At 69.9% G+C, this 18,933-nt stretch carries 17 protein-coding genes; 3 read left to right on the top strand and 14 right to left on the bottom strand.

Translation table 11 applies throughout. The features are described 5' to 3' along the window. Nucleotide 1 precedes the first annotated feature (1 nt). From ACWD2L_RS36575 to ACWD2L_RS36605, 7 genes are all read right to left on the bottom strand, one after another. Nucleotides 2-1,087, bottom strand: coding sequence for an ABC transporter ATP-binding protein (locus ACWD2L_RS36575; protein ID WP_351340623.1), 1,086 nt, complete (start codon nt 1,085-1,087; stop codon nt 2-4). Further along, on the bottom strand, nt 1,084-2,109 hold the full coding sequence (locus ACWD2L_RS36580; RefSeq protein WP_351340620.1) for an ABC transporter ATP-binding protein: 1,026 nt from the start codon (nt 2,107-2,109) through the stop codon (nt 1,084-1,086). Before ACWD2L_RS36580 ends, ACWD2L_RS36575 begins: the two co-directional genes overlap by 4 nt. After that, nucleotides 2,106-2,972, bottom strand: a complete 867-nt coding sequence (locus tag ACWD2L_RS36585) for an ABC transporter permease (protein ID WP_451193255.1) — start codon at nt 2,970-2,972, stop codon at nt 2,106-2,108. Before ACWD2L_RS36585 ends, ACWD2L_RS36580 begins: the two co-directional genes overlap by 4 nt. A gap of 5 nt (nt 2,973-2,977) precedes the next feature. After that, nucleotides 2,978-3,931, bottom strand: a complete 954-nt coding sequence (locus tag ACWD2L_RS36590) for an ABC transporter permease (protein WP_351340659.1) — start codon at nt 3,929-3,931, stop codon at nt 2,978-2,980. 65 nt (nt 3,932-3,996) lie between these two features. Further along, entirely contained in the window at nt 3,997-5,607 is a 1,611-nt protein-coding gene (locus tag ACWD2L_RS36595) for an ABC transporter substrate-binding protein (RefSeq protein WP_351340614.1), read from the bottom strand. A gap of 204 nt (nt 5,608-5,811) precedes the next feature. After that, nucleotides 5,812-7,314: a sulfatase-like hydrolase/transferase gene (locus ACWD2L_RS36600; RefSeq protein ID WP_351340612.1), complete on the bottom strand. Its 1,503-nt coding sequence runs from the start codon at nt 7,312-7,314 to the stop codon at nt 5,812-5,814. Next, on the bottom strand, nt 7,311-8,789 hold the full coding sequence (locus ACWD2L_RS36605) for an MFS transporter (RefSeq protein WP_351340609.1): 1,479 nt from the start codon (nt 8,787-8,789) through the stop codon (nt 7,311-7,313). The genes ACWD2L_RS36600 and ACWD2L_RS36605 overlap by 4 nt, the downstream gene beginning before the upstream one ends. 55 nt (nt 8,790-8,844) lie before the next feature. On the opposite strand from ACWD2L_RS36605, the gene ACWD2L_RS36610 reads away from it, so the two are divergent. Further along, nucleotides 8,845-9,483 carry a TetR family transcriptional regulator gene (locus ACWD2L_RS36610; protein WP_351340606.1) on the top strand — a complete coding sequence of 213 codons (639 nt, stop codon included), beginning with the start codon at nt 8,845-8,847 and terminating at the stop codon, nt 9,481-9,483. A gap of 12 nt (nt 9,484-9,495) precedes the next feature. Here the strand turns inward: ACWD2L_RS36610 and ACWD2L_RS36615 are convergent, their stop codons facing one another. Continuing rightward, the gene (locus ACWD2L_RS36615) at nt 9,496-9,897 is read right to left on the bottom strand and encodes a cold-shock protein (protein WP_351340604.1); all 402 of its coding nucleotides are present in this window, start codon (nt 9,895-9,897) and stop codon (nt 9,496-9,498) included. Between the two features lie 207 nt (nt 9,898-10,104). Between ACWD2L_RS36615 and ACWD2L_RS36620 the strand changes: the two genes are divergently transcribed. Then, nucleotides 10,105-10,782 carry a hypothetical protein gene (locus ACWD2L_RS36620; RefSeq protein ID WP_351340601.1) on the top strand — a complete coding sequence of 226 codons (678 nt, stop codon included), beginning with the start codon at nt 10,105-10,107 and terminating at the stop codon, nt 10,780-10,782. Nucleotide 10,783: 1 nt separating this feature from the next. Here ACWD2L_RS36620 and ACWD2L_RS36625 read toward each other — a convergent pair whose 3' ends face one another. The 5 genes from ACWD2L_RS36625 to ACWD2L_RS36645 form a co-directional block, all read right to left on the bottom strand. Beyond that, nucleotides 10,784-11,524 (bottom strand): aspartate/glutamate racemase family protein, encoded by a 741-nt coding sequence (locus ACWD2L_RS36625; RefSeq protein ID WP_351340599.1) that lies wholly within the window; start codon nt 11,522-11,524, stop codon nt 10,784-10,786. Between the two features lie 58 nt (nt 11,525-11,582). Further along, nucleotides 11,583-13,073, bottom strand: a complete 1,491-nt coding sequence (locus ACWD2L_RS36630; protein WP_351340596.1) for an NCS1 family nucleobase:cation symporter-1 — start codon at nt 13,071-13,073, stop codon at nt 11,583-11,585. A 252-nt stretch (nt 13,074-13,325) separates the two neighbouring features. Beyond that, nucleotides 13,326-14,837, bottom strand: a complete 1,512-nt coding sequence (locus tag ACWD2L_RS36635; RefSeq protein WP_351340593.1) for an NCS1 family nucleobase:cation symporter-1 — start codon at nt 14,835-14,837, stop codon at nt 13,326-13,328. Between the two features lie 108 nt (nt 14,838-14,945). Beyond that, entirely contained in the window at nt 14,946-15,977 is a 1,032-nt protein-coding gene (locus ACWD2L_RS36640) for a TIGR03842 family LLM class F420-dependent oxidoreductase (RefSeq protein WP_351340590.1), read from the bottom strand. An 83-nt stretch (nt 15,978-16,060) separates the two neighbouring features. After that, the gene (locus tag ACWD2L_RS36645; RefSeq protein ID WP_351340587.1) at nt 16,061-16,909 is read right to left on the bottom strand and encodes an oxygenase MpaB family protein; all 849 of its coding nucleotides are present in this window, start codon (nt 16,907-16,909) and stop codon (nt 16,061-16,063) included. 251 nt (nt 16,910-17,160) lie between these two features. Here ACWD2L_RS36645 and ACWD2L_RS36650 point away from each other — a divergent pair, with 251 nt between their 5' ends. Then, nucleotides 17,161-18,378 (top strand): MFS transporter, encoded by a 1,218-nt coding sequence (locus ACWD2L_RS36650; RefSeq protein WP_351340584.1) that lies wholly within the window; start codon nt 17,161-17,163, stop codon nt 18,376-18,378. A gap of 102 nt (nt 18,379-18,480) precedes the next feature. Here ACWD2L_RS36650 and ACWD2L_RS36655 read toward each other — a convergent pair. After that, nucleotides 18,481-18,933: DNA-directed RNA polymerase subunit alpha C-terminal domain-containing protein (locus ACWD2L_RS36655; RefSeq protein ID WP_351340581.1), on the bottom strand; the 453-nt coding region annotated here is incomplete at its 5' end.

The raw sequence follows: 18,933 nt of genomic DNA on the forward strand, positions 1-18,933 counted from the left end.
CCTAGCTGGTGGCGGTGCGGGTGCTGGGGATCGTACGAGACGCTGCCGACAGGGCGGCCGGTGGCGCTGCCGCGTCCGGGGCCGTGCCGTCGTCCGCGACGAGGTGGCAGGAGACCTCCCGGCCGCTCTCGAGCGTGCGCAGGGCCGGGATCTCGGTGCGGCAGCGGTCGACCGCGAGCGGGCAGCGCGTGTGGAAGCGGCAGCCGGCCGGCGGGGCCAGCGGGCTGGGCAACTCGCCGCTGAGGACGATGCGTTCGCGGCTGCGCTGCGTGGTCGGGTCCGGGACGGGCGCCGCCGAGAGCAGCGCCTGCGTGTAGGGGTGCTTCGGGTCCGCGAACAGCTCGCGCGTTGGCGCCTGTTCGACGATCTGGCCGAGGTACATGACGGCGATCCGGTCGGCGAGGTACTCGACGGCCGCGAGGTCGTGCGTGATGAACAGGCAGCCGAAGCCGCGGTCCCGTTGCAGGTCGGCGAGGAGGTTGAGGACCGAGGCCTGTACGGAAACGTCGAGCGCGGAGGTCGGCTCGTCGGCGATCAACAGGTCCGGCTCGACGGACAGCGCGCGGGCGATGGAGATGCGCTGACGCTGGCCTCCGGAGAGCTCGTGCGGGTGCCGGTCGGCGTGCTCGCGGCGCAGCCCCACCTGGTCGAGGAGTTCGGCCGCACGCGCGCGTGCCGCCTCGCCCTTCGCGATGCCGTGCAGCTTGAGCGGCTCGGCGATGATCTGGCCGACGGTCATCCGCGGGTCGAGCGAGGAGGACGGGTCCTGGAAGACCAGGTGGAAGTCCTTGCGCAGCGGCCGCAGGGCGCGCCTCGACATGGTGGTGACGTCGGTGCCGTTGATGCGCACGGTGCCGCCGGTGGGGTCGTCGAGGCGGACGGCGCAGCGCCCGACGGTCGACTTGCCGCTGCCGGACTCGCCGACGAGGCCGACGACCTCGCCGCGCCCGACGGTCAGGGTGACACCATCGGCGGCGCGTACGGTCCCTGCGGAGCCCGCGAAATGCCGTTCCAGGTCGACGAGTTCGAGCACCGTGGCGCTCTTCTCAGCGGCCGTGGTGCTCTTCTCAGAGGTCGCAGGGCTCATGACGCGGTCTCCTGGAGGGTGTGCGGGTGCCAGCAGGCGGCGCGGTGCGGGGCGTCGGCCCCGGCGTCCGCGGCGACGGCCTTGAGGCCGGGGCGGCTCGACGTACAGGTGTCGTCGGCGCGGGCGCAGCGCGGCGCGAACGTGCAGGCGTCGGGCTGGGAGTCGAGGCTCGGCACGAGGCCGGGGATCTCGGGGAGCCGCCGCTTGCCCTCGCCGCCGGGCCGCAGTACGGCGGAGAGCAGCCCGCGCGTGTACGGGTGCTTGGGGTCGGCGAACAGCTCGTGCACCGGCGCCTGTTCGACGGGGCGGCCCGCGTACATGACGAGCACGCGGTCGGCGGTGTCGGCCACCACGCCGAGGTCGTGCGTGATGAGGACGATGGCGGTGCCGAGCCGCTCACGCAGCGACTGGAGCACCTCCAGGATGCCCGCCTGCACGGTGACGTCGAGCGCGGTCGTCGGCTCGTCGGCGATGAGGACGGCGGGGTCGCAGGCGACCGCGATGGCGATCATGACGCGCTGGCGCATGCCGCCGGACAGCTGGTGCGGGTACTCGTCGACGCGTTCGGCAGGGGCGGGGATGCCCACGAGGTCGAGCAGTTCGACGGCACGCACGCGTGCCTGCTTCTTGTTGAGACCCTGGTGGCGGCGGAGCACTTCGCCGATCTGCCGCCCGATGGTGAGCACCGGGTTCAGGGAGGTCATGGGCTCCTGGAAGATCATCGCGATGTCGTTGCCGCGGATCTTTCCGTACGCCTTGTCGTCCGCGCCCGCGAGCTCCTTCTCGCCGATCCGGACGGAGCCGCTGATGTGCGCGGTGGGCGGCAGGAGGCCCATGACGGCCATGGAGGTGACGGACTTTCCGCAGCCCGACTCCCCCACCACGGCGAGCACTTCACCGGCGCGCAGATCGAAGGAGACCTGGTCGACGGCGTGCACGGTGCGGGTGTCGGAGCGGAAGGACACCGACAGGTCCCGGACGCTGAGGACGGGGTCGGAGATCTCAGGGGTCTCAGTGGTCATCGGGTCGCTCCACGGGGGTCGAGGACGTCGCGCAGGCCGTCGCCGAGCAGGTTGAACGCCAGCGTCGCGGCGACGACCGCGAGGCCGGGGAAGACCGCCATCCAGGGCGCGGGCGCGAGGAAGGCCTGGGCGGACGACAGCATCACGCCGAGGGACGGCTCGGGCGGCTGCACGCCGAGGCCGAGGAAGCTGAGCAGGGCCTCGCCGATGATGGCGGTGGGGATGCCGACGGTGGCCTGCACGATCAGCGCCGACGTGGCGTTGGGCAGGATGTGCCGGAACAGGATGGTGCCGTCGCCGCCTCCGTTGGCGACGGCGGCGGCCACGTAGTCCACGTGCTTGAGGCGGAGCGTCTCGGCGCGGGAGATGCGGATGACGGCCGGGATCTGCGAGATGCCGATCGCGATGGTCGCGTTGGTGAGCGAGGGGCCGAGGACGGCGGCGAGGCCGACGGCCAGGACCAGGAACGGGAAGGCGAGCATCGTGTCGGTGACGCGGGACACGACGCTGTCGGCGACCTTGCCGTAGTACCCGGCGAGCAGTCCGAGCGGGACGCCGACGACGAAGGCGAGCACGACCGCGAGCACGCCGACCTGCATCGAGGCGCGGGCCCCGAACACGACGCGGGACAGCTGGTCGCGCCCGAGGTCGTCGGTGCCCAGCCAGTGCGCCCAGCTCGGCGCGGCGAGCACGTCCTCGAAGTTGGCGCGCGAGGGGTCGTACGGGGCGACGAGCGGTGCGAACAGCGCGGCGAGCACGAAGATCGCGGCGATGACGGCGCCGGTCATGGCGAGCTTGTTCTTGCGCAGGGCGCGCAGCTTGGCGTTCCCGGCGGCCCGGGTGCGTATTCCTGTGAGAGCCAGCGTGGTCACCGGGCACCTCCGAGCCGGATGCGCGGGTCGATGACCGAGTACGCCACGTCGACCAGCAGGTTGATGAAGATGTACGCGAACGACGTGCACAGCACCACGCCTTGCAGCGTCGCGTAGTCACGGGTGAAGACGGCGTCGATGGTGAGCTTGCCGAAGCCCGGGAGCACGAAGATCTGCTCGGTGACGACCGCGCCGGAGATCAGGTGGCCGAGTTGCAGGCCGAGCACGGTGACGACGGTGACGAGCGAGTTGCGCAGCGCGTGCCCGCCGACCACCTCGCGGCGCGAGAGGCCCTTGGCGCGGGCCGTGCGCACGTAGTCGGCGGAGAGCGAGTCGAGCATCGCGGCGCGGGTCTGGCGCATGACGACGGCGGCGAGCCCGGAGCCGAGGACGATCGCGGGCAGCACCATGCGGCGCAGGTTGTCGATCGGGTCGGTGCCGAACGGGACGAAGCCGGAGGCAGCGAAGACCGGCACGGCGATCGCGAAGGCGAGGACGAGGACGATGCCGAGCCAGAACGTCGGCACCGAAAGCCCGAGGAGCGCAAGGGCGTTCGCGATCCACTCGGCCGTCTTGCCGCGCCGCACGGCGGCGACGACACCGGCGCCGACACCGAGGATGATCGCCAACAGCAGGGACAGCGCGGCGAGTTCGAGGGTGACGGGCAGCGCCTGCGCGATGGCGTCGGAGACCGGGAGCCCGGTGCGCGAGGAGTTGCCCAGGTCGCCCTGGAGCGCGTGCCCGATGAACCGGCCGTACTGGACCACGATGTTGTCGTCGAGCCCGTACGCGGAGCGGATCGCGGCGAGCGCCTTCGGGCTGCGCTCCTCACCGGCGAGCGCGAGCGCCGGGTCACCGGGCAGCGCACGGATGCCGGCGAACACGACGATCGACACGAGGAACATCGTGATGACGGACTGCCGGATGCGGGTGAGGACGTACCCCGCCATCGGGTGCCCGGAGAGCAGCCCGGACTTCTTCAACGGAGCTTTCTTGACAGCGACTTGAGCGGTCGTCACTTGACGTACCCCGCATCCTTGACTCGGACGAGGCCGTCTCCGTAGACGCGCAGGCCCGCGACGTCCTTTCCGGTGACGACGTAGTTCTTCTGGCGGTAGAGGTAGATCAGGGTGTGCTCGGCGTTCACCTTGCGGATCAACTCGGCGTAGATCTTGTCGCGTTCGGCGGGGTCGGACTCGGTGCGGCCGCGCTTGATCAGCTCGTCGATCTCGGGCTTGCCGAGGCCGTAGGCGTTCATCGCGCCCTTGGTCTGGAGGAAGCTCGCGATGTTGCCGTCCGGGTCGAGCCGTCCCGACCAGCCGCTCTGGAAGGCCTGGTACTGGCCGTTGTCGGTCTCCTCGAGCATGGTGGCGTACTCGGTGGGGCGCAGCGTCAGGGCGAATCCGGCGTCCTTGACCATGGCCTGGATGACCTGGCCGATGCGGCTCCACTCGGGCGTCGTGGGGATCTTCAGCTCCACGTGCACGGCGCCCTTGACGCCCGCCGCCTTCAACAGCCGCTTGGCCTTGGGGACATCGCGCTTCGGGCACTGGGAGGACTTCACACCGGGCGCGATCGCTGACGCCGGGGACATCGGGCCGCAGGCGGGCTCGTACATGCCCTGGAACGCGACCTTGTTGATGAGGTCGCGGTCGATGGCCAGCTCGAAGGCCTCGCGGACGCGGACGTCCTTCGCCATCGCGGTGTCGACCTTGCCGGGCGCCTGGCCGAGGCCCTTGACGTTGCCGACGTTGATGCCGATGCCCTGGTAGCCCAGCGAGGGCGAGTTGTAGAGCCGCAGCTTGTTGTCGGTGAGCGCGCTCTTCACGTCGACGGGGACCATCTGGTCGCCGATCTGGACGTCGCCGGAGCGCAGGTTGGCGAGGCGGACGCTGCCGTCGGGGATCGGCTTGTAGATCACCTTGTCCAGGTGGACGTTCTTGGCGTCGTAGTAGTTCGGGTCCTTGGCGACCACGATGCGGTCGCCTCCGACGCGCTCGACGAAGCGGTAAGGGCCCACGCAGGACGGGTGGTTGGTGAAGCTCTTGCCGTACTTCTTCAGCGCGGTCGGCGACATCACCATGCCGGAGCGGTCGGCGAGCACCGCGGTCAGCGGCACGTACGGCTGCTTCAGGGTGAGCTCGACGCCGTACGGGCCCGTGGCCTTCGCCGACTTGAGCGGGGTCAGCTCGGTGGCGCGGGCGGAGCCGGCCAGGTCGCGGTGGCGCAGCAGGGAGGTGACGACGGCGTCCGCGTTCAGCTTCGTGCCGTCGCTGAACTTCGCGTCCTTGCGTACGTCGAAGGTGACCGTGCGGCCGTCCTTGGAGACCTCGGGCAGTTTGGTCGCGAGTTGCGGCACGACCTTGCCCTGTTCGTCGACGTCGTAGAGCTTCTCGCACATGCCCGCGAAGACGGTGCGGCCCACGAGGGTCTGGGCGAGCGTCGGGTCGAGCTTGTCGGGGTCCGCGTTGAGGGCCACGGTCAGCGTTCCGCCGTCACGGACCGGACGGTTGTCGGACATCCGCTGCCCGCCCACCTCCGTGGCCGATGACTGCAGGGAGCCGCAGCCCGCCAGGGTGGACATCGCCAGGACAACTGCCGTCAGGGCAACCGCTGTTCGGCGCACGAGGGCATACCTCCGCCAGGAATGAGGGGTGAAGAGGGGGAGCGATCAAAGGAATACGAATACGGAAGAACGTATTTCGCATACAGTCCGCACACAAGAGGGTTGTCCGGGATCCGGACAACCCTTGGTGAAGATTGGATAAACACGAGCGGCAAATAGGGCGCGGACCCACAGACTGCCCACAGCTCCGCAGCTCAGCTCACGTCAGTCCAGCGGAGCGAACTCCTCCCCCTCCACCGCACGCAGCTTCCCGAACCGCTCCCTGAGCTCCACCCGGCGCGCCCGGTCCATGGCGAGATTCACCAACTCGCCCGGATCCTCCTGGAGGTCGTACAGCTCGTGGTCGTTGTCGTCGAAGTCGGCGTCCGGGCCGTAGAGCATCGTCGAGGGCTCCGGCTGCTCGCCCAGGTCGGCGGGGAGCCCGCCGCCGACGCCGAAGTAGCGGGCGTACTTGAACCGGCCGTCGAACATGCCGCGCACCGCGTACCGCGTCGCCTGGATCCGGCGGGTGTGCGTGGCCTCGTGCGCGAACAGCACGTAGTCGCGCACCGACGCCCGCGGGTCCCGCAGCACGGGCGTGAGGTCCACTCCGCGGAACGAGTCGGGCGCGGGCACCCCCGCGAGCGCGCAGATCGTCGAGGCGAGGTCGACGTGCGAGGCGAGGGAGTCGCTGACCGTGCCGGGGCGGGTCGTCCCCGGCGCCTTCACGTAGCAGGGCACGCGCATGATCTCGTCGTAGACGAAGGGCCCCTTGGAGCGCAGGCCGTGGCCGCCGCACATGTCGCCGTGGTCGGACGTGAAGACGACGACCGTATCGTCCCAGCCACCGGACTCCTCCAGGGCGCCGAGGACCGTTCCCAGGGATTCGTCGGCGAGGCGGTGCAGTTGGGCGTAGTAGTCGAGCTGGCGCAGCCACGCACCCTTGTCGGCCGGGTCGATGCGGCCGTAGAGACTGTGCTGCTGGTCGTGGCGCCACTGCCGCTGGGTGTCGGGCTTGGTGTGCAGATCGTCGTCGAAGTTGCCGGGCAGTTCGCTGAACACCTCGTCGTACGGCCGCTCGTAGGGCGGGATCGCCTGCCCGCCGCCCCAGTCGCCGTCGAGGAACTGGCGGATGAACTCCATCGTCCGGGGGTGCGCGCGCTGGTATTCGGGCTGGTCGATCGGGTACCACATCACGTCGTGCGGGTTGACGAGCGCGACGGTGAGGAACCAGGGCTCGGGCGCGTCCGCGTTCCGGCGCAGCCAGTGCGCCGCGTTGTTCGCGATGACCGGGTCGAAGTGCACTCCGGTGCCCGCGAGGCCCATGAAGTGGTGGTCGTTGCCGTCCCAGTCCCCGTAGCCGTACGCCTCCATGTCGGGCCGCGCCGAGCGGGACAGGTGCCATTTGCCGATGTACGAGGACCGGTACCCGGCCCCCCGCAGCGCGCCGCCGATGGTGGTGACGGCGGGGTCGAGCTCGGGCTGCCAGGGGAAGATGACGTTCTCGGCGACCTGGTGCTGGGTGACGTACTGGCCCGTCATCATCGTGGCCCGGGAGGGTGAGCAGGGCGAGGAGTGCGTCCAATAGTTGGTGAACTCCATGCCTTCGGCCAACAGCCGCTCACGCCAGGGAAGTTCGACCGTGGCGGGGAGCCAGTCGCGCTGGCGCTCCTGGTCGGAGACCACGAGCAGGATGTTGGGACGCTTGCCTTTCGGGCCTTGAGTCATGTCAACCGACCTTCTCCGTTGGGGAGTTGGGATTTCGGGAGCGCGGCTCCCACGCCGCCGGTCGCCGGGGTCCGCCCGTGCCGCATGAAGGCGGCGACGAGCAGGGCCGCGGCGGCGAAGCCGACCGCCACCAGGAACGCGGACACGTAGCCCGGCTCGGCGTAGAGGATCTTGTCGCCGGCCGCCGGTCCTTCGAGGACGTGCTGGGCGAGTACGGCGCCGAGCACCGTGACGCCCGTGGCGTTGCCGAGGTTGTTGGCGACGCCCATCATTCCGGCGCCGACACCGGTGTGTGTCGCGGGCACGGCCTCGACGACGAGGTTCGACACGGACACGAAGAAGAAGCCGAAGCCGACGCCCGCGAACAGCGCCGCGAGCAGTAGGTGCCACACCTGCGTGTGCAGCGCCGCCAGGAGCGCCGCACTCGTGACGAGGCAGCCGAGCGCGAGCACCAGGCCGGTGCGTGGCGCGTGCCGCCGCGCGAGCAGGCCGCCGAGCGGGCCACCCGCCGCGCTCAACAACCCTTGCGGGACAAGGAAGATGGCGACACCGAGCGGCGCCATGCCGAGCCCGAAACCGGTGCCCTTCGGCGTCTGCACGAGCTGCGGCAGCGTGAGCGCCTGCCCGCCGATCGCCACGGAACCACCGAACGCGGCGAGCAGCGTCCAGCGCAGACCGGGGCCCGCGAGCAGCCGCAGGTCGATCAGCGGATGCGCGGCGCGCAGCTCGCACACCACGAACAGGGCGAGCAGCACGCACGCTCCGGCGGCCACCGCGATCAGCCGCGCCGAGCCCCACCCCCATCGACTGCCCTGCCCCACCGCGAGCAGCACTCCCGCGGCGCCGCAGCCGAAGAGCAGCCCCCCGGCCACATCCACGCGCCGCCGGAGCCGCACCCCCGACTCCGGGAACGTGGCGACGACGAGCGGCGTGAGCACCACCGCGTACAGCAGGCAGAACCAGAAGATCGCCCGGAAGCCGAAGACCTGCGTGAGCACCCCGCCGACGACGGGTCCCACGATGACGCTGAGCCCGATGCCGGTGGTGATCGCGCCCATCGCCACCGGCACGAGGCGCACCGGGAACACATCGCGGATCAGCCCGTACGCGGCCGGGGCGATCACCATGGCGACGCCCTGCACGGCCCGCCCCGCGAGGAACACGGGGAAGTTCGGAGCGACGGCGCACACCAGCGAGCCGAATGCGAAGGCGACGGCCGCGAGCACGATCACCCGCTTCTTGCCGTGCCCGTCGGCGACCTTGCCGAGCAGCGGCTGCGCCACCACCCCGACGAGGCTCACGACGGTGAGCGTCCAGCCGATCGAGGGGGTACGGAACCCGGCCGCCATGTGCTGCAACGCCGGGTAGACCAGGGCGAGTTCGAGCGCGACGACCTCGGTGAGCAGGATCAGCGGGACCAGCCGCAGGACGTACGCGGCGGTGCTGCGGCCTTCAAGTCGGGACGTGTCGGTCACGCTGACGTCTTAACGCGCTTGCGTTAAACAAGCAAGACAACCGACACTCTCCGCCATGGGCACCACGAGCGGAACACGACGCCGCCTCATCGACGTGGCAGAGCACCTCTTCGCCGAACAGGGCATCCACGCCACGTCACTTCGGGAGATCGCCGCGACGGCCGGCCAGCGCAACACATCCGCGGTCGCCTACCACTTCGGCACGAAGCGGGGCCTGATCGACGCGATCTACGAGGACCGGCTCACCGTCACCACGGCACGCCAGCTGGAGCTACTGGAGGCGATCGACGCACAGGGCCGCGGCAAGGAACTCCGGGCACTTACCGGGGTGTTGGTGCGCCCGATGGTCGAGCGCCTGGAGGATCCCGGGCGGCCCAGCCGGTTCCTGCGGTTCGTCGTCAACGCCATGTACGTGGAGGGCATCGCTCCGAACGACCTCAGGGCGCACCCGTGGACGCGCGGCCTGCTGCGCCTGCACTCCCGGATCACGCACTGCATGCCCGAACTCCCGGACCGAGTAAGGGAGAACAGGTGGGACTTCTTCATCGGGCTGCTGCTGCACACGCTCGCGCAGCGGGAGCGCTTGCTGGAGGCCGGGGCCGACCCCGGCGACCAACGCCTGCTCGCGGCCGATCTGGTCGACGCCGGGGTGGCGGTGCTCACCGCCGAGGTGTCGGAGGACACCCCGTGGTGAGCGGCGGGCCGATCAGCTGTCCACCCAGCCGTGCTTACGGCCGCTCTGCACCAACTCCCGGCGGATGGCCAGGATCTGTTCACCCGTCAGGGTCGGTGCCGAGCGCAGCAGCAGCTCTGTGACCTCGTTCGTGAACTCGTCGACCCGCAGCACGTCGCAGAGCACGTCGTCGCCCTCGGCCGCGTGCCGGCCGGGCGCGGGAGCCGAGGCCCCCTCCGCGAGCTGCACCGAAGAGGCCTTGGGCCCGCGGTCGCCGTCCTCGATGTCGAAGGAGACCTTGAGGCCCGTGCGGATGTACGACTCGGGGATCAGGAGATCGTTCACATGCAGGAAGACGTCCTCGCCGCCGTCGTCCGGCGCGATGAATCCATAACCACGCGCTCCGTCGAAGCGCACCACACGACCAGCAACCACACAGACCCCCAACCACCTCGGCGAACCCAGTGTTCGCGGCCTCCAACAACGTGAGCGGATCCTACCGGTCCGCCCCGGCGATCCGACGGACCCACCACCCCCGACGCCCCAGTGTGATGTCGCGGTGACGGAAGTGGCGGTATCCGCACACAGCAACTCATGTGAGACTGGCGTCCCCCGCCCGCCCTGACGTAAGGGACGTACGCCGTGGGTTCTCTCCCGCTCCCGGTCACCCTGACCGCACGCCTGCTGCCCGTCGCCGTGCTCGCCTGCGCGGGCTGGGCCTATTCCGGGCCCATGGCCGAGCAGTCCGCGAGCAAGGGCTCGGAGTCGGCGCCGCAGTCGTCCTCCTCGCCCGACGGGCCCGGCAAGACCGTGGCCTCGAAGACCTTCGCCAAGCCGCCGGCCCCTTGCGAGTCGCTGCCCAAGTCGACGGTCACGTCCCTCGTGCCCGACGCCAAGACGGCGGGCAAGGAGCTGTCGGCCACCGACGAGTCGATCCGCCGCGGCTGCTCGTGGAGCGCCCTGAAGGGGTACGACTACCGCTGGCTCGATGTCTCCTTCGAGGTGAAGGACTCCGACGACCTGGCGAAGAAGGCGTTCGCGTCCGGGGAGGGCGAGAAGCGGACCAGCCCGCTCAAGGGCCTCGGGGACGAGGCGCGCGTGACGAGCTCGCTCACGACGAAGGACAAGCAGGACACCCGTGAGTCCGTCGTGACGGTCCGCGCGGGGAACATGCTGCTGACCGTCACCTACAACGGCAGCGACTTCGAGTCGAAGGGCGCGCCGTCGAACGACACCGTGATCAAGGGCGCCCGCAAGGCCGCCGGGGAAGCGGCGGCCTCCCTCGGCTCGGACAAAGACTCCTCCGGCAAGGACTCCTGACTCAGCCCTGGCTCGGTCGGCCCTGGTTCGGCGGCCAGTTCTTGAACCGCTTCGGGCGCGGCGGCGCGTACGTACGCACCTTCGACGTGCTCAGGCCCATCCGTACGAGCGACTCGGCCACGGTCACGGCCGCCGCGACACCGTCGACGACGGGCACACCGGTACGCGCCCCGACCTCGTCCGCGAGGCCCGCCATGCCGCCGCACCCCAGGCAGATCACCTCGGCCCGGTCGTCCTCCACGGCCCGCGCGGACTGCTCGACGATGGCCTTGACCGCGGCGTCCGGATCCCGTTCGAGGTCGAGCACGGCGAGCCCGCTGGCGCGCACCGAGGCGAGGCGGTCGGTGAGCCCGGCCAGCTTGAGCCGGTCCTCGATGAGCGGCACGGCCCGGTCGAGCGTGGTGACCACGGAGTACTTGTGGCCGAGGTACATCGCCGTACTGGCCGCGGCCTCCGTGATGTCGACGACCGGCACGTCGAGGAGTTCCTGGAGGCCCTCGCGGCCGTGCTCGCCGTAGCCCGCCTGCACGACGGCGTCGAAGGGCTCCGGGTGGGCGCGGACCGTCTCCATGACGGCGATCGCGGCCAGGTAGCTCTCGTAGTTGCCCTCGCAGGAGTCGGGGCCGAACGCCGGGGTGAGCGGCACGATCTCGGTGCCCGGCGAGGCCACGGCCCTGGCCTGCGCACCGATGCTCTCTGTCATGTCCTCGGTGGTGTTGACGTTGCAGACGAGAATGCGCATGGCGGGGTCACAGCTTTCTTGAGTTCGTACGCGTGGTGCTGGTGGTGCGGGTGGTGGGTCAGGCGGCGGGCACCGCGATCTCCTCGCCGTCCACGTCGTTCGCGGTGCGGCTGCGGTCCGCGAGGACGACGTAGAGCAGCGCGGCGAGTCCGGCGCCGATGAACCAGGAGAATCCGGAGAGCGACTTGAACGCGGGGACGAGGGCGATCACGACCGCGACGGCGGCGGACGGGCCGAACGCGCCGACGGCCCGCAGGTGGAACCCGGACCGGTAGTGGTAGTCGCCGTCGGCGGCGTCGGTGTAGAGGTCGGGGACGTTGACCCGCGTTTTGCGGACGAGCCAGTAGTCGGCCATGACGACACCGAAGGCGGGGCCGAGCAGGGCGCCGAGCCCGCCGAGGAAGTAGTTCACGACGGTCGGGCTGTTGTAGAGGTTCCAGGGCAGGATGACGAGCCCGATGACGGCGCTGACGATGCCGGCCTTGCGGAAGTTCAGCTTGCGCGGGAACAGGTTGACCAGCGTGTAGACGGGCGCGACGAAGTTCGCGAGCAGGTTCACCGCGATGGTCAGGACGATGAAGGCCAAGGAGGCGAGCACCATCAGCGGCGTGCTCGGGATGGTCGCGACGATGTCCTCGGGGCCGGAGATGACCGCACCGTTGATCTTGAACTGGCCGCCGGAGAGCACGACGACGATGCCGGCGAAGAAGAGCATGTTGAGCGGGATGCCGACCAGGTTGCCCGCGACGATGGCGCGGCGGCTCTTCGCGGAGCGGGTGAAGTCGCAGAAGTTCAGGACGAAGGTGCCGTAGATGACGACCCACAGCGCGGCGGACTCGAGGATCTGCCGCCAGGCGTCGAGCCCGGTGGGCGCGGAGCCGGTGGAGACCGCGATGGACATGTCCGCCTTGACGAAGATCCAGGCGGCGAGCGCGCACATCGTGATGAGGATGGTGGGCGCTGCGAAGGCCATGTACTTGCGGATGAGTTCCATGCCGTAGCTGACGATGACGACCTGGACGACCCAGAGGGCCAGGAAGGTGATCCAGCCGAGGGTGGACAGGCCCAGGATCGAGTTGTGGTCGAGCGAGGCGGCGCCGGGCGCCAGCTTCTTGACCACGGCGCCGAGCACGACGGCGGCGAGATACGTCTGGATGCCGAACCAGGCGATGGCGACGGCCCCGCGCACGGCGGCGGGGATCTGCGCCCCGCGGGTGCCGAAGGCGATCCGGCTCATCACGGGGAACGGCACGCCGGTCTTCTGGCCCATGTAGCCGGAGAGCGTGAGGAGTCCGAAGAGCAAGGCGGAGGCGACCGCGAAGGCGATCAGGATCTGCCAGACGCTGAGCCCGAGCGCGAACAGGCCCACGGCGAAGGCGTAGTTGCCCAGGCTGTGCACGTCGTTGCCCCACAGCGTGAAGACGTTGTACGCGCCCCAGCGGCGCCCCTCCTTCTTGGTGGGGGCCAGATCGGGACTGTAGAGACCCGGACTCGTGCGGGCGGGTCCTTCGACACCGGCGGTGGGGGTCTGTTCGTGCACGGCAGCCATGACGCGCTCCTGGAGGTCCACAATTTCCGCGATGAGGAATCTCGTTTCCTCTTGGCGGGAAGACGCTACGGCTCGGTTTTGCGGTAATCAATAGGCGTACGCGAAGAAAACACCGTTTCCTCACAGATGAACTAGCCGCCCGATTTGGGCACTTGGTGAGCCGCACACACGTCGGACCCGCACTACCGATTTGGTATACCAAACCCGATGAAGTGCGGGTCCGTCAATGAGTCGGAGGTCACAGAATCCGAGTCAGTCCCTCCGCTGCCCCACCATCAGCACCACGTAGAGCACGAGCGACGCCGCGAGGCCCACCGCCCAGCCGTAGTCGGCCAGCGGTTTGAGGAAGGGGATCAGCCCGTCCACGGGGAACGGACCCGCCTTCTCGCCCTTCGCGTTCAGCGTCGAGTACGAGCCCCCGACGGCCAGCACGCCGCCGACCGCGAAGGCGAGGACGGCGCGCCAGTTCCAGCCGCCGCGGTACCAGTAACGCCCGTCCCGCACATACAGATCGGCGAGGTGCAGCACCGTCCGCCGCACGATCCAGTAGTCGGCGATGAGGATGCCCGCGACGGTGCCGAGCAGCCCCCCGACCACGCCGAGCCACGTGAAGATGTACAGCTCGGGTGTCGACGTCAGCTTCCATGGCATGACCAGGACGCCCACCACACCCGTGATGATCGCGCCCGTCCGGAAGCTGATGAGCTTCGGCGCCAGGTTCGCCAGGTCGTACGCGGGTGAGACCACGTTGGCCGCGACATTCACCGAGATCGTCGCCACGAAGACCGTGATCAGCGCGAAGAGCAGGCCGAACACGCTGTCCGTCTTGGCGGCCAGCGCCACCGGGTCCCAGATGGGCGCCCCGTAGACCTGTTCGGAGCCCGCCGTCACCAGGACCGACATCAGCGCGAACAGGGTCATGGTCGTCGGCAGGCCCAACGTCTGGCCCCAGACCTGCGCCCGCTGCCCCTTCCCGAAGCGCGTGAAGTCCGGGATGTTCAACGACAGTGTGGACCAGAAGCCGATCATGCCCATCAGGCCGGGGAAGAAGATCTTCCAGAAGTCCGGGCCCCAGCCGACCTTCGACGGCTCGTCCAGCAGCGGGCCGAAGCCGCCCGCCTTGTTCGCGATCCACACCAGCAGCACCACCGCGCCGACGAGCACGAAGGGCGCCGCCCAGTTCTCGAAGCGGCGCAGCGTCTCCATCCCCCGGTAGATGATGGCGAGTTCGAGGATCCAGAAGAGGAAGAAGCAGAGCCACAGGGTCCACGGATAGCCGCCGACCTCGGCCGCTCCCGTCCACCCTCCGAAGATCTTCCCGAGGAGGACGAAGATGCCCTGGCCGCCGATCCACGTCTGGATGCCGAACCAGCAGCAGGCCACCGCCGCCCGCACCAGCGCGGGCAGATTGGCGCCGCGGACACCGAAGCCGGCCCGCGCCAGGACCGGGAAGGGAATGCCGTACTTGGGTCCCGCGTGCCCGGTCAGCAGCATGGGGAGCAGGACGATGACGTTCGCGAGGGCGATCGTGAGGACCGCCTGTTTCCAGTCCATGCCCAGGGCGACGAGCCCAGACGCGAGCGTCCACGACGGGATGCAGTGCGCCATCCCGATCCACAGGGCCACGAAGTTGTACGTGGTCCAGCGGCGGTCGGCGAGCGGGACGGGGCGCAGGTCCTCATTTGCGTAGCGGCTGTCGGCCGGATAGGCGTCGGCGGCGAGCTCCACCGCGGGCAGCGGCGCTCTCGGGGCGGTGTCGGTCATGGGCAGTCCGTTCTGCGGAGGGAGACTCTGCGGAGGGAGACGGGAACAGCGGCCGTGCGGGTGCGGTGCCGTCAACTGCCTTGCCTTGTACGGGTGTTGCGCCGTGCCTTATTGGTTGATCGCGTTGACCGCGGGGATCACGTCCCTGCCGTACGCGTCGATCACCGCCTCCTTCGCGTCGTGCATGTCGTACAGGGCGAACTGATCGACGCCCAACTCCCTTAGCTCACGCAGCTTTTCGATGTGCGCGGCGGGCGGGCCGAGCAGACAGAAGCGGTCCACGATCTCGTCGGGCACGAACGCCGTGTCCGGGTTTCCCGAGCGGCCGTGATGCGCGTAGTCGTACCCCTCGCGCGCCTTGATGTACTCCGTCAGCGCGTCGGGGACCATGCCGGAGTGCGCGCCGTACTTTTCCACCAGGTCGGCCACGTGGTTGCCGACCATGCCGCCGAACCAGCGGCACTGCTCGCGCGCGTGGGCGAGCGCCTCCGGCGAGTCGTCGGCCGTGACGTAGGCGGGCGCGGCGACGCAGATCTTCACCGCGGAGGGGTCGCGGCCCGCCGCGATCGCCGCGTCCCGCACGGCCTTCACCATCCACTCGGTGAGGAACGGGTCGGCGAGCTGGAGGATGAACCCGTCGGCCTCCTCACCGGCCATCTTGAGCGCCTTGGGCCCGTACGCCGCCATCCAGACCGGGAGTTCGGCGCCCTCGCGCACCCAGGGGAAGCGGACGAGTGAGCCGCCACCGAGGTCGGCCTCCTCGCCCCGTCCCAGCGCGCGGATCACCTTCATCGCGTCGCTGATCCGCGCGAGCGTGTTCGGCTTGCGGCCTGCGACCCGCATCGCGGAGTCGCCGCGCCCGATGCCGCACACGGTGCGGTTTCCGTACATGTCGTTGAGCGTCGCGAACGTCGAGGCGGTCACCTCCCAGGTGCGCGTGCCCGGGTTGGTGACCATCGGACCGATCGTCAGCCGCTCGGTCTCCGCGAGGATCCGGCTGTAGATGACGAACGGCTCCTGCCACAGCACACACGAGTCGAAGGTCCACCCGTACGTGAAGCCGGAGCGCTCGGCGCGTTTCATCAGGTCCACGACCGCGGACGCCGGCGGGTCGGTCTGCAGGACAAGTCCAAAGTCCATGGGAAGCCCCTCATTTGGAAGGGACAATCGTGGACCTCCCGTGGGGGCTTGGCAAGAGGGGCTCTACGCGCGTCCAGCTTCTGTCACCGGCCGGGGAACGTGCCGAGGTCGGCGATTCGATACCCGTTCGGATAGCCGCGCACGGTGCTGCTGTCCCGGCCGTGCCGCGGCGTGCTCCGCGCCGGGAGCAGGCCGACGAGCCGGCCGCGCATCCTGAGCCCGCCGCGCACCACCCGTTCGGTGGCCGGCTTCGGGTCCTTGTAGCCGAACGCGGCACGCAGCGGAGGGTCCATCAGACAGACGGAGGCCCGGCGCACGGCAGCGCCGACCGGGCCCGGATACCAGGACGCCATCAGGTCGAGCGTCGCCTCCGACACCGCGTGCCCGCCCGCGTCGTACGCGAAGTGCCGCCGCTCGTAGTCGTCCATGAGCCGCTCGAACTCCTCGTACGTCTCCGGGATGCCCTTGATGTTCATGCGCCGGCCGAGGTCCCGGTAGTAATTGGTCGCCGCGCGCACCTCGTGGCGCGAGTACGGCCGCCACGCGTAGGCGTCCATCCAGCGCTTGGGCACGACGACGAAGGTCGACAGGACGTAGCGGTAGTCGTCATTGGAGATGTCGTACGCGCCGTGCATCCGGTTCATCCGGCGCACCGCCTCGCGCCCCTCCCCCGTGTCGGGACCGTGCTCGCCGACCGCGTCGAGGATGAGCACCGTGTCGTCGTACCGCTTCTGCGGGCGTTCGGTGAACTCGCCGGTGCGGTTCAGGAGTTGACCGATGCTCGGCACCGCGTACGTCCGGTAGAGGGCGAACCCCAGGGCCTGCACGGTGTCCCAGGGGAATTCGTACGACGAGCTGATGCCGTAGATCTCGTGGTAGTCGGTGTCGGGGTCGAGCCGGCGGATCTGTCGTATCCAGTGGTCGCGCCGCACGCTGGTCCTCCTTGGGCCGTGGCGCACGGCGGGGCCGCTCCCCGACGTGCCCGCCGCCCCACCTTCGTACGGCCACCTTCAAGGATCAAGACCGACCACGCCCGTACACGGCACGCGGGCGCGGGTGACGGAGGTCACGGCGACGTGTGGGTCGAACGCGGAATTCGCGGGTCTGTCCCGCTGCTGCACGGTTGTCGGCCGATCTCTGTCCCAGGGACCGGCCTCCCGTTCTTCGAAAGGCTCCCCGCACCATGCTGGCCCTGCTGGCCCTGGCCGTTGTCGCGTTCGGCATCGGCACCACCGAGTTCGCCACGATGGGGCTGCTGCCCCAGATCGCCGACGGCATCGGCGTGTCGGTGCCGCACGCCGGCAACCTCGTCTCCGCGTACGCGCTCGGTGTCGTCGTCGGCGCCCCCGTCCTGACGGGCATCGGCGCGCGCATCCCCCACAAGCGGCTGCTGCTGCTCCTGTCCGGCCTCTTCGTGATCGGCAACGTCGCGTCGGCGCTCGCCCCGAACTTCGGCCTGCTCTTCGCCGCGCGCTTCCTCGCCGGTCTGCCGCACGGCGCGCTGTTCGGTGTGGGCGCCGTCGTCGCGTCCCGGCTCGTCACGCCCGACCGGGCGGCCCGCGCCGTCTCGAAGATGTTCCTCGGCCTCACCGTCGCGAACATCGTCGGCGTCCCCGCGAGCACGGCCCTCGGCCAGCACCTGGGGTGGCGCTCCGCCTACTGGGCGGTCGCCGTCATCGGTGGTGTCGCCCTCGCGGCGCTCGCCCTCTTCGTCCCGCACCAGCCGCGCGGCGGACAGACCGGGATCCGGCACGAGCTGCGGGCGATGGGCAACCGGCAGGTCGTGATCGGCCTGGCCACGGCCGTGGTGGGCTTCGGCGGATTCTTCGCCGTCTACAGCTACCTGGTGCCCATGCTGACGAACGTCACGGGCATCTCCGACTCCTCGACGACCTTGGTCCTCGCGCTCTACGGCGTCGGCATGACGCTCGGCACGTTGCTCGCGGGCCCGCTCACCGACCGCGCCCTGCGGCCCACGCTGTACGCGGGACTCGCCCTGCTCGCGGCGGCGCTCGTGGCGTTCTACTTCGCGGTCCACAGCACGGTGCCCGCGCTGATCGTCATCGCCCTCGTCGGAGCGCTCGGCTCCCTCATCACGACGCCCGTGCAGATGCTGCTGATGGCCAAGGCGGACGCGGCGCCGACCATGGCGGCGGCCTCCAACCACTCCGCCTTCAACCTCGCCAACGCGGGCGGCGCCTGGCTCGGCGGCCAGGCCATCTCGGCGGGCTGGGGCTGGACCTCCCCCGCCCTGGTGGGCGCGGCACTCGCCGTCGCCGGCCTCGGCCTGGCCTTCGCGGGAGGCCTCATGGACCGCGGCGCCCGCCACTCCGACGTGGTCGCCTCGTCCACCCCCGAGTCGTCGGCACAGACCGACCAGGTCACGCTGACGAAGCCCTGACCGCTACGCTCCCAGCACCCCAACCGCCCCATGGCGCCGAGTCCTCGGACTGCGGCGACCCATGGGGCGGCGGTAGGGGCAGATGCGGCTGCGGCGCGTGGCTCAGTACTGCTCTGTTTCGATGAACCTGGCGTCCGCGCCGTCGTCGGCGCCGAAGGCATCCGCGGCGGCGGTCGGGTCGAATCCGGGCGGGCTGTCCTTCAGGCCCAGGCCCATGCCGGCCAGCTTCGCCTTGACCTCGTCGATCGACTTCGAACCGAAGTTGCGGATGTCGAGCAGGTCGGCCTCGGAACGGCCCACGAGCTCGCCCACGGAGTGGACTCCCTCGCGCTTCAGGCAGTTGTACGAGCGGACGGTGAGGTCGAGCTCCTCGATCGGCAGGATCAGGTCGGCGGCGAGCGCCTCGTCGACGGGCGACGCGCCCATCTCGATGCCCTCGGCGTCGATGTTCAGCTCGCGGGCGAGACCGAACAGCTCGACCAGCGTCTTACCGGCGGAGGCCATGGCGTCACGCGGACGCATCGCCTGCTTGGTCTCGACGTCGACGATCAGCTT

Source organism: Streptomyces sp. NPDC002754, from assembly GCF_053592315.1.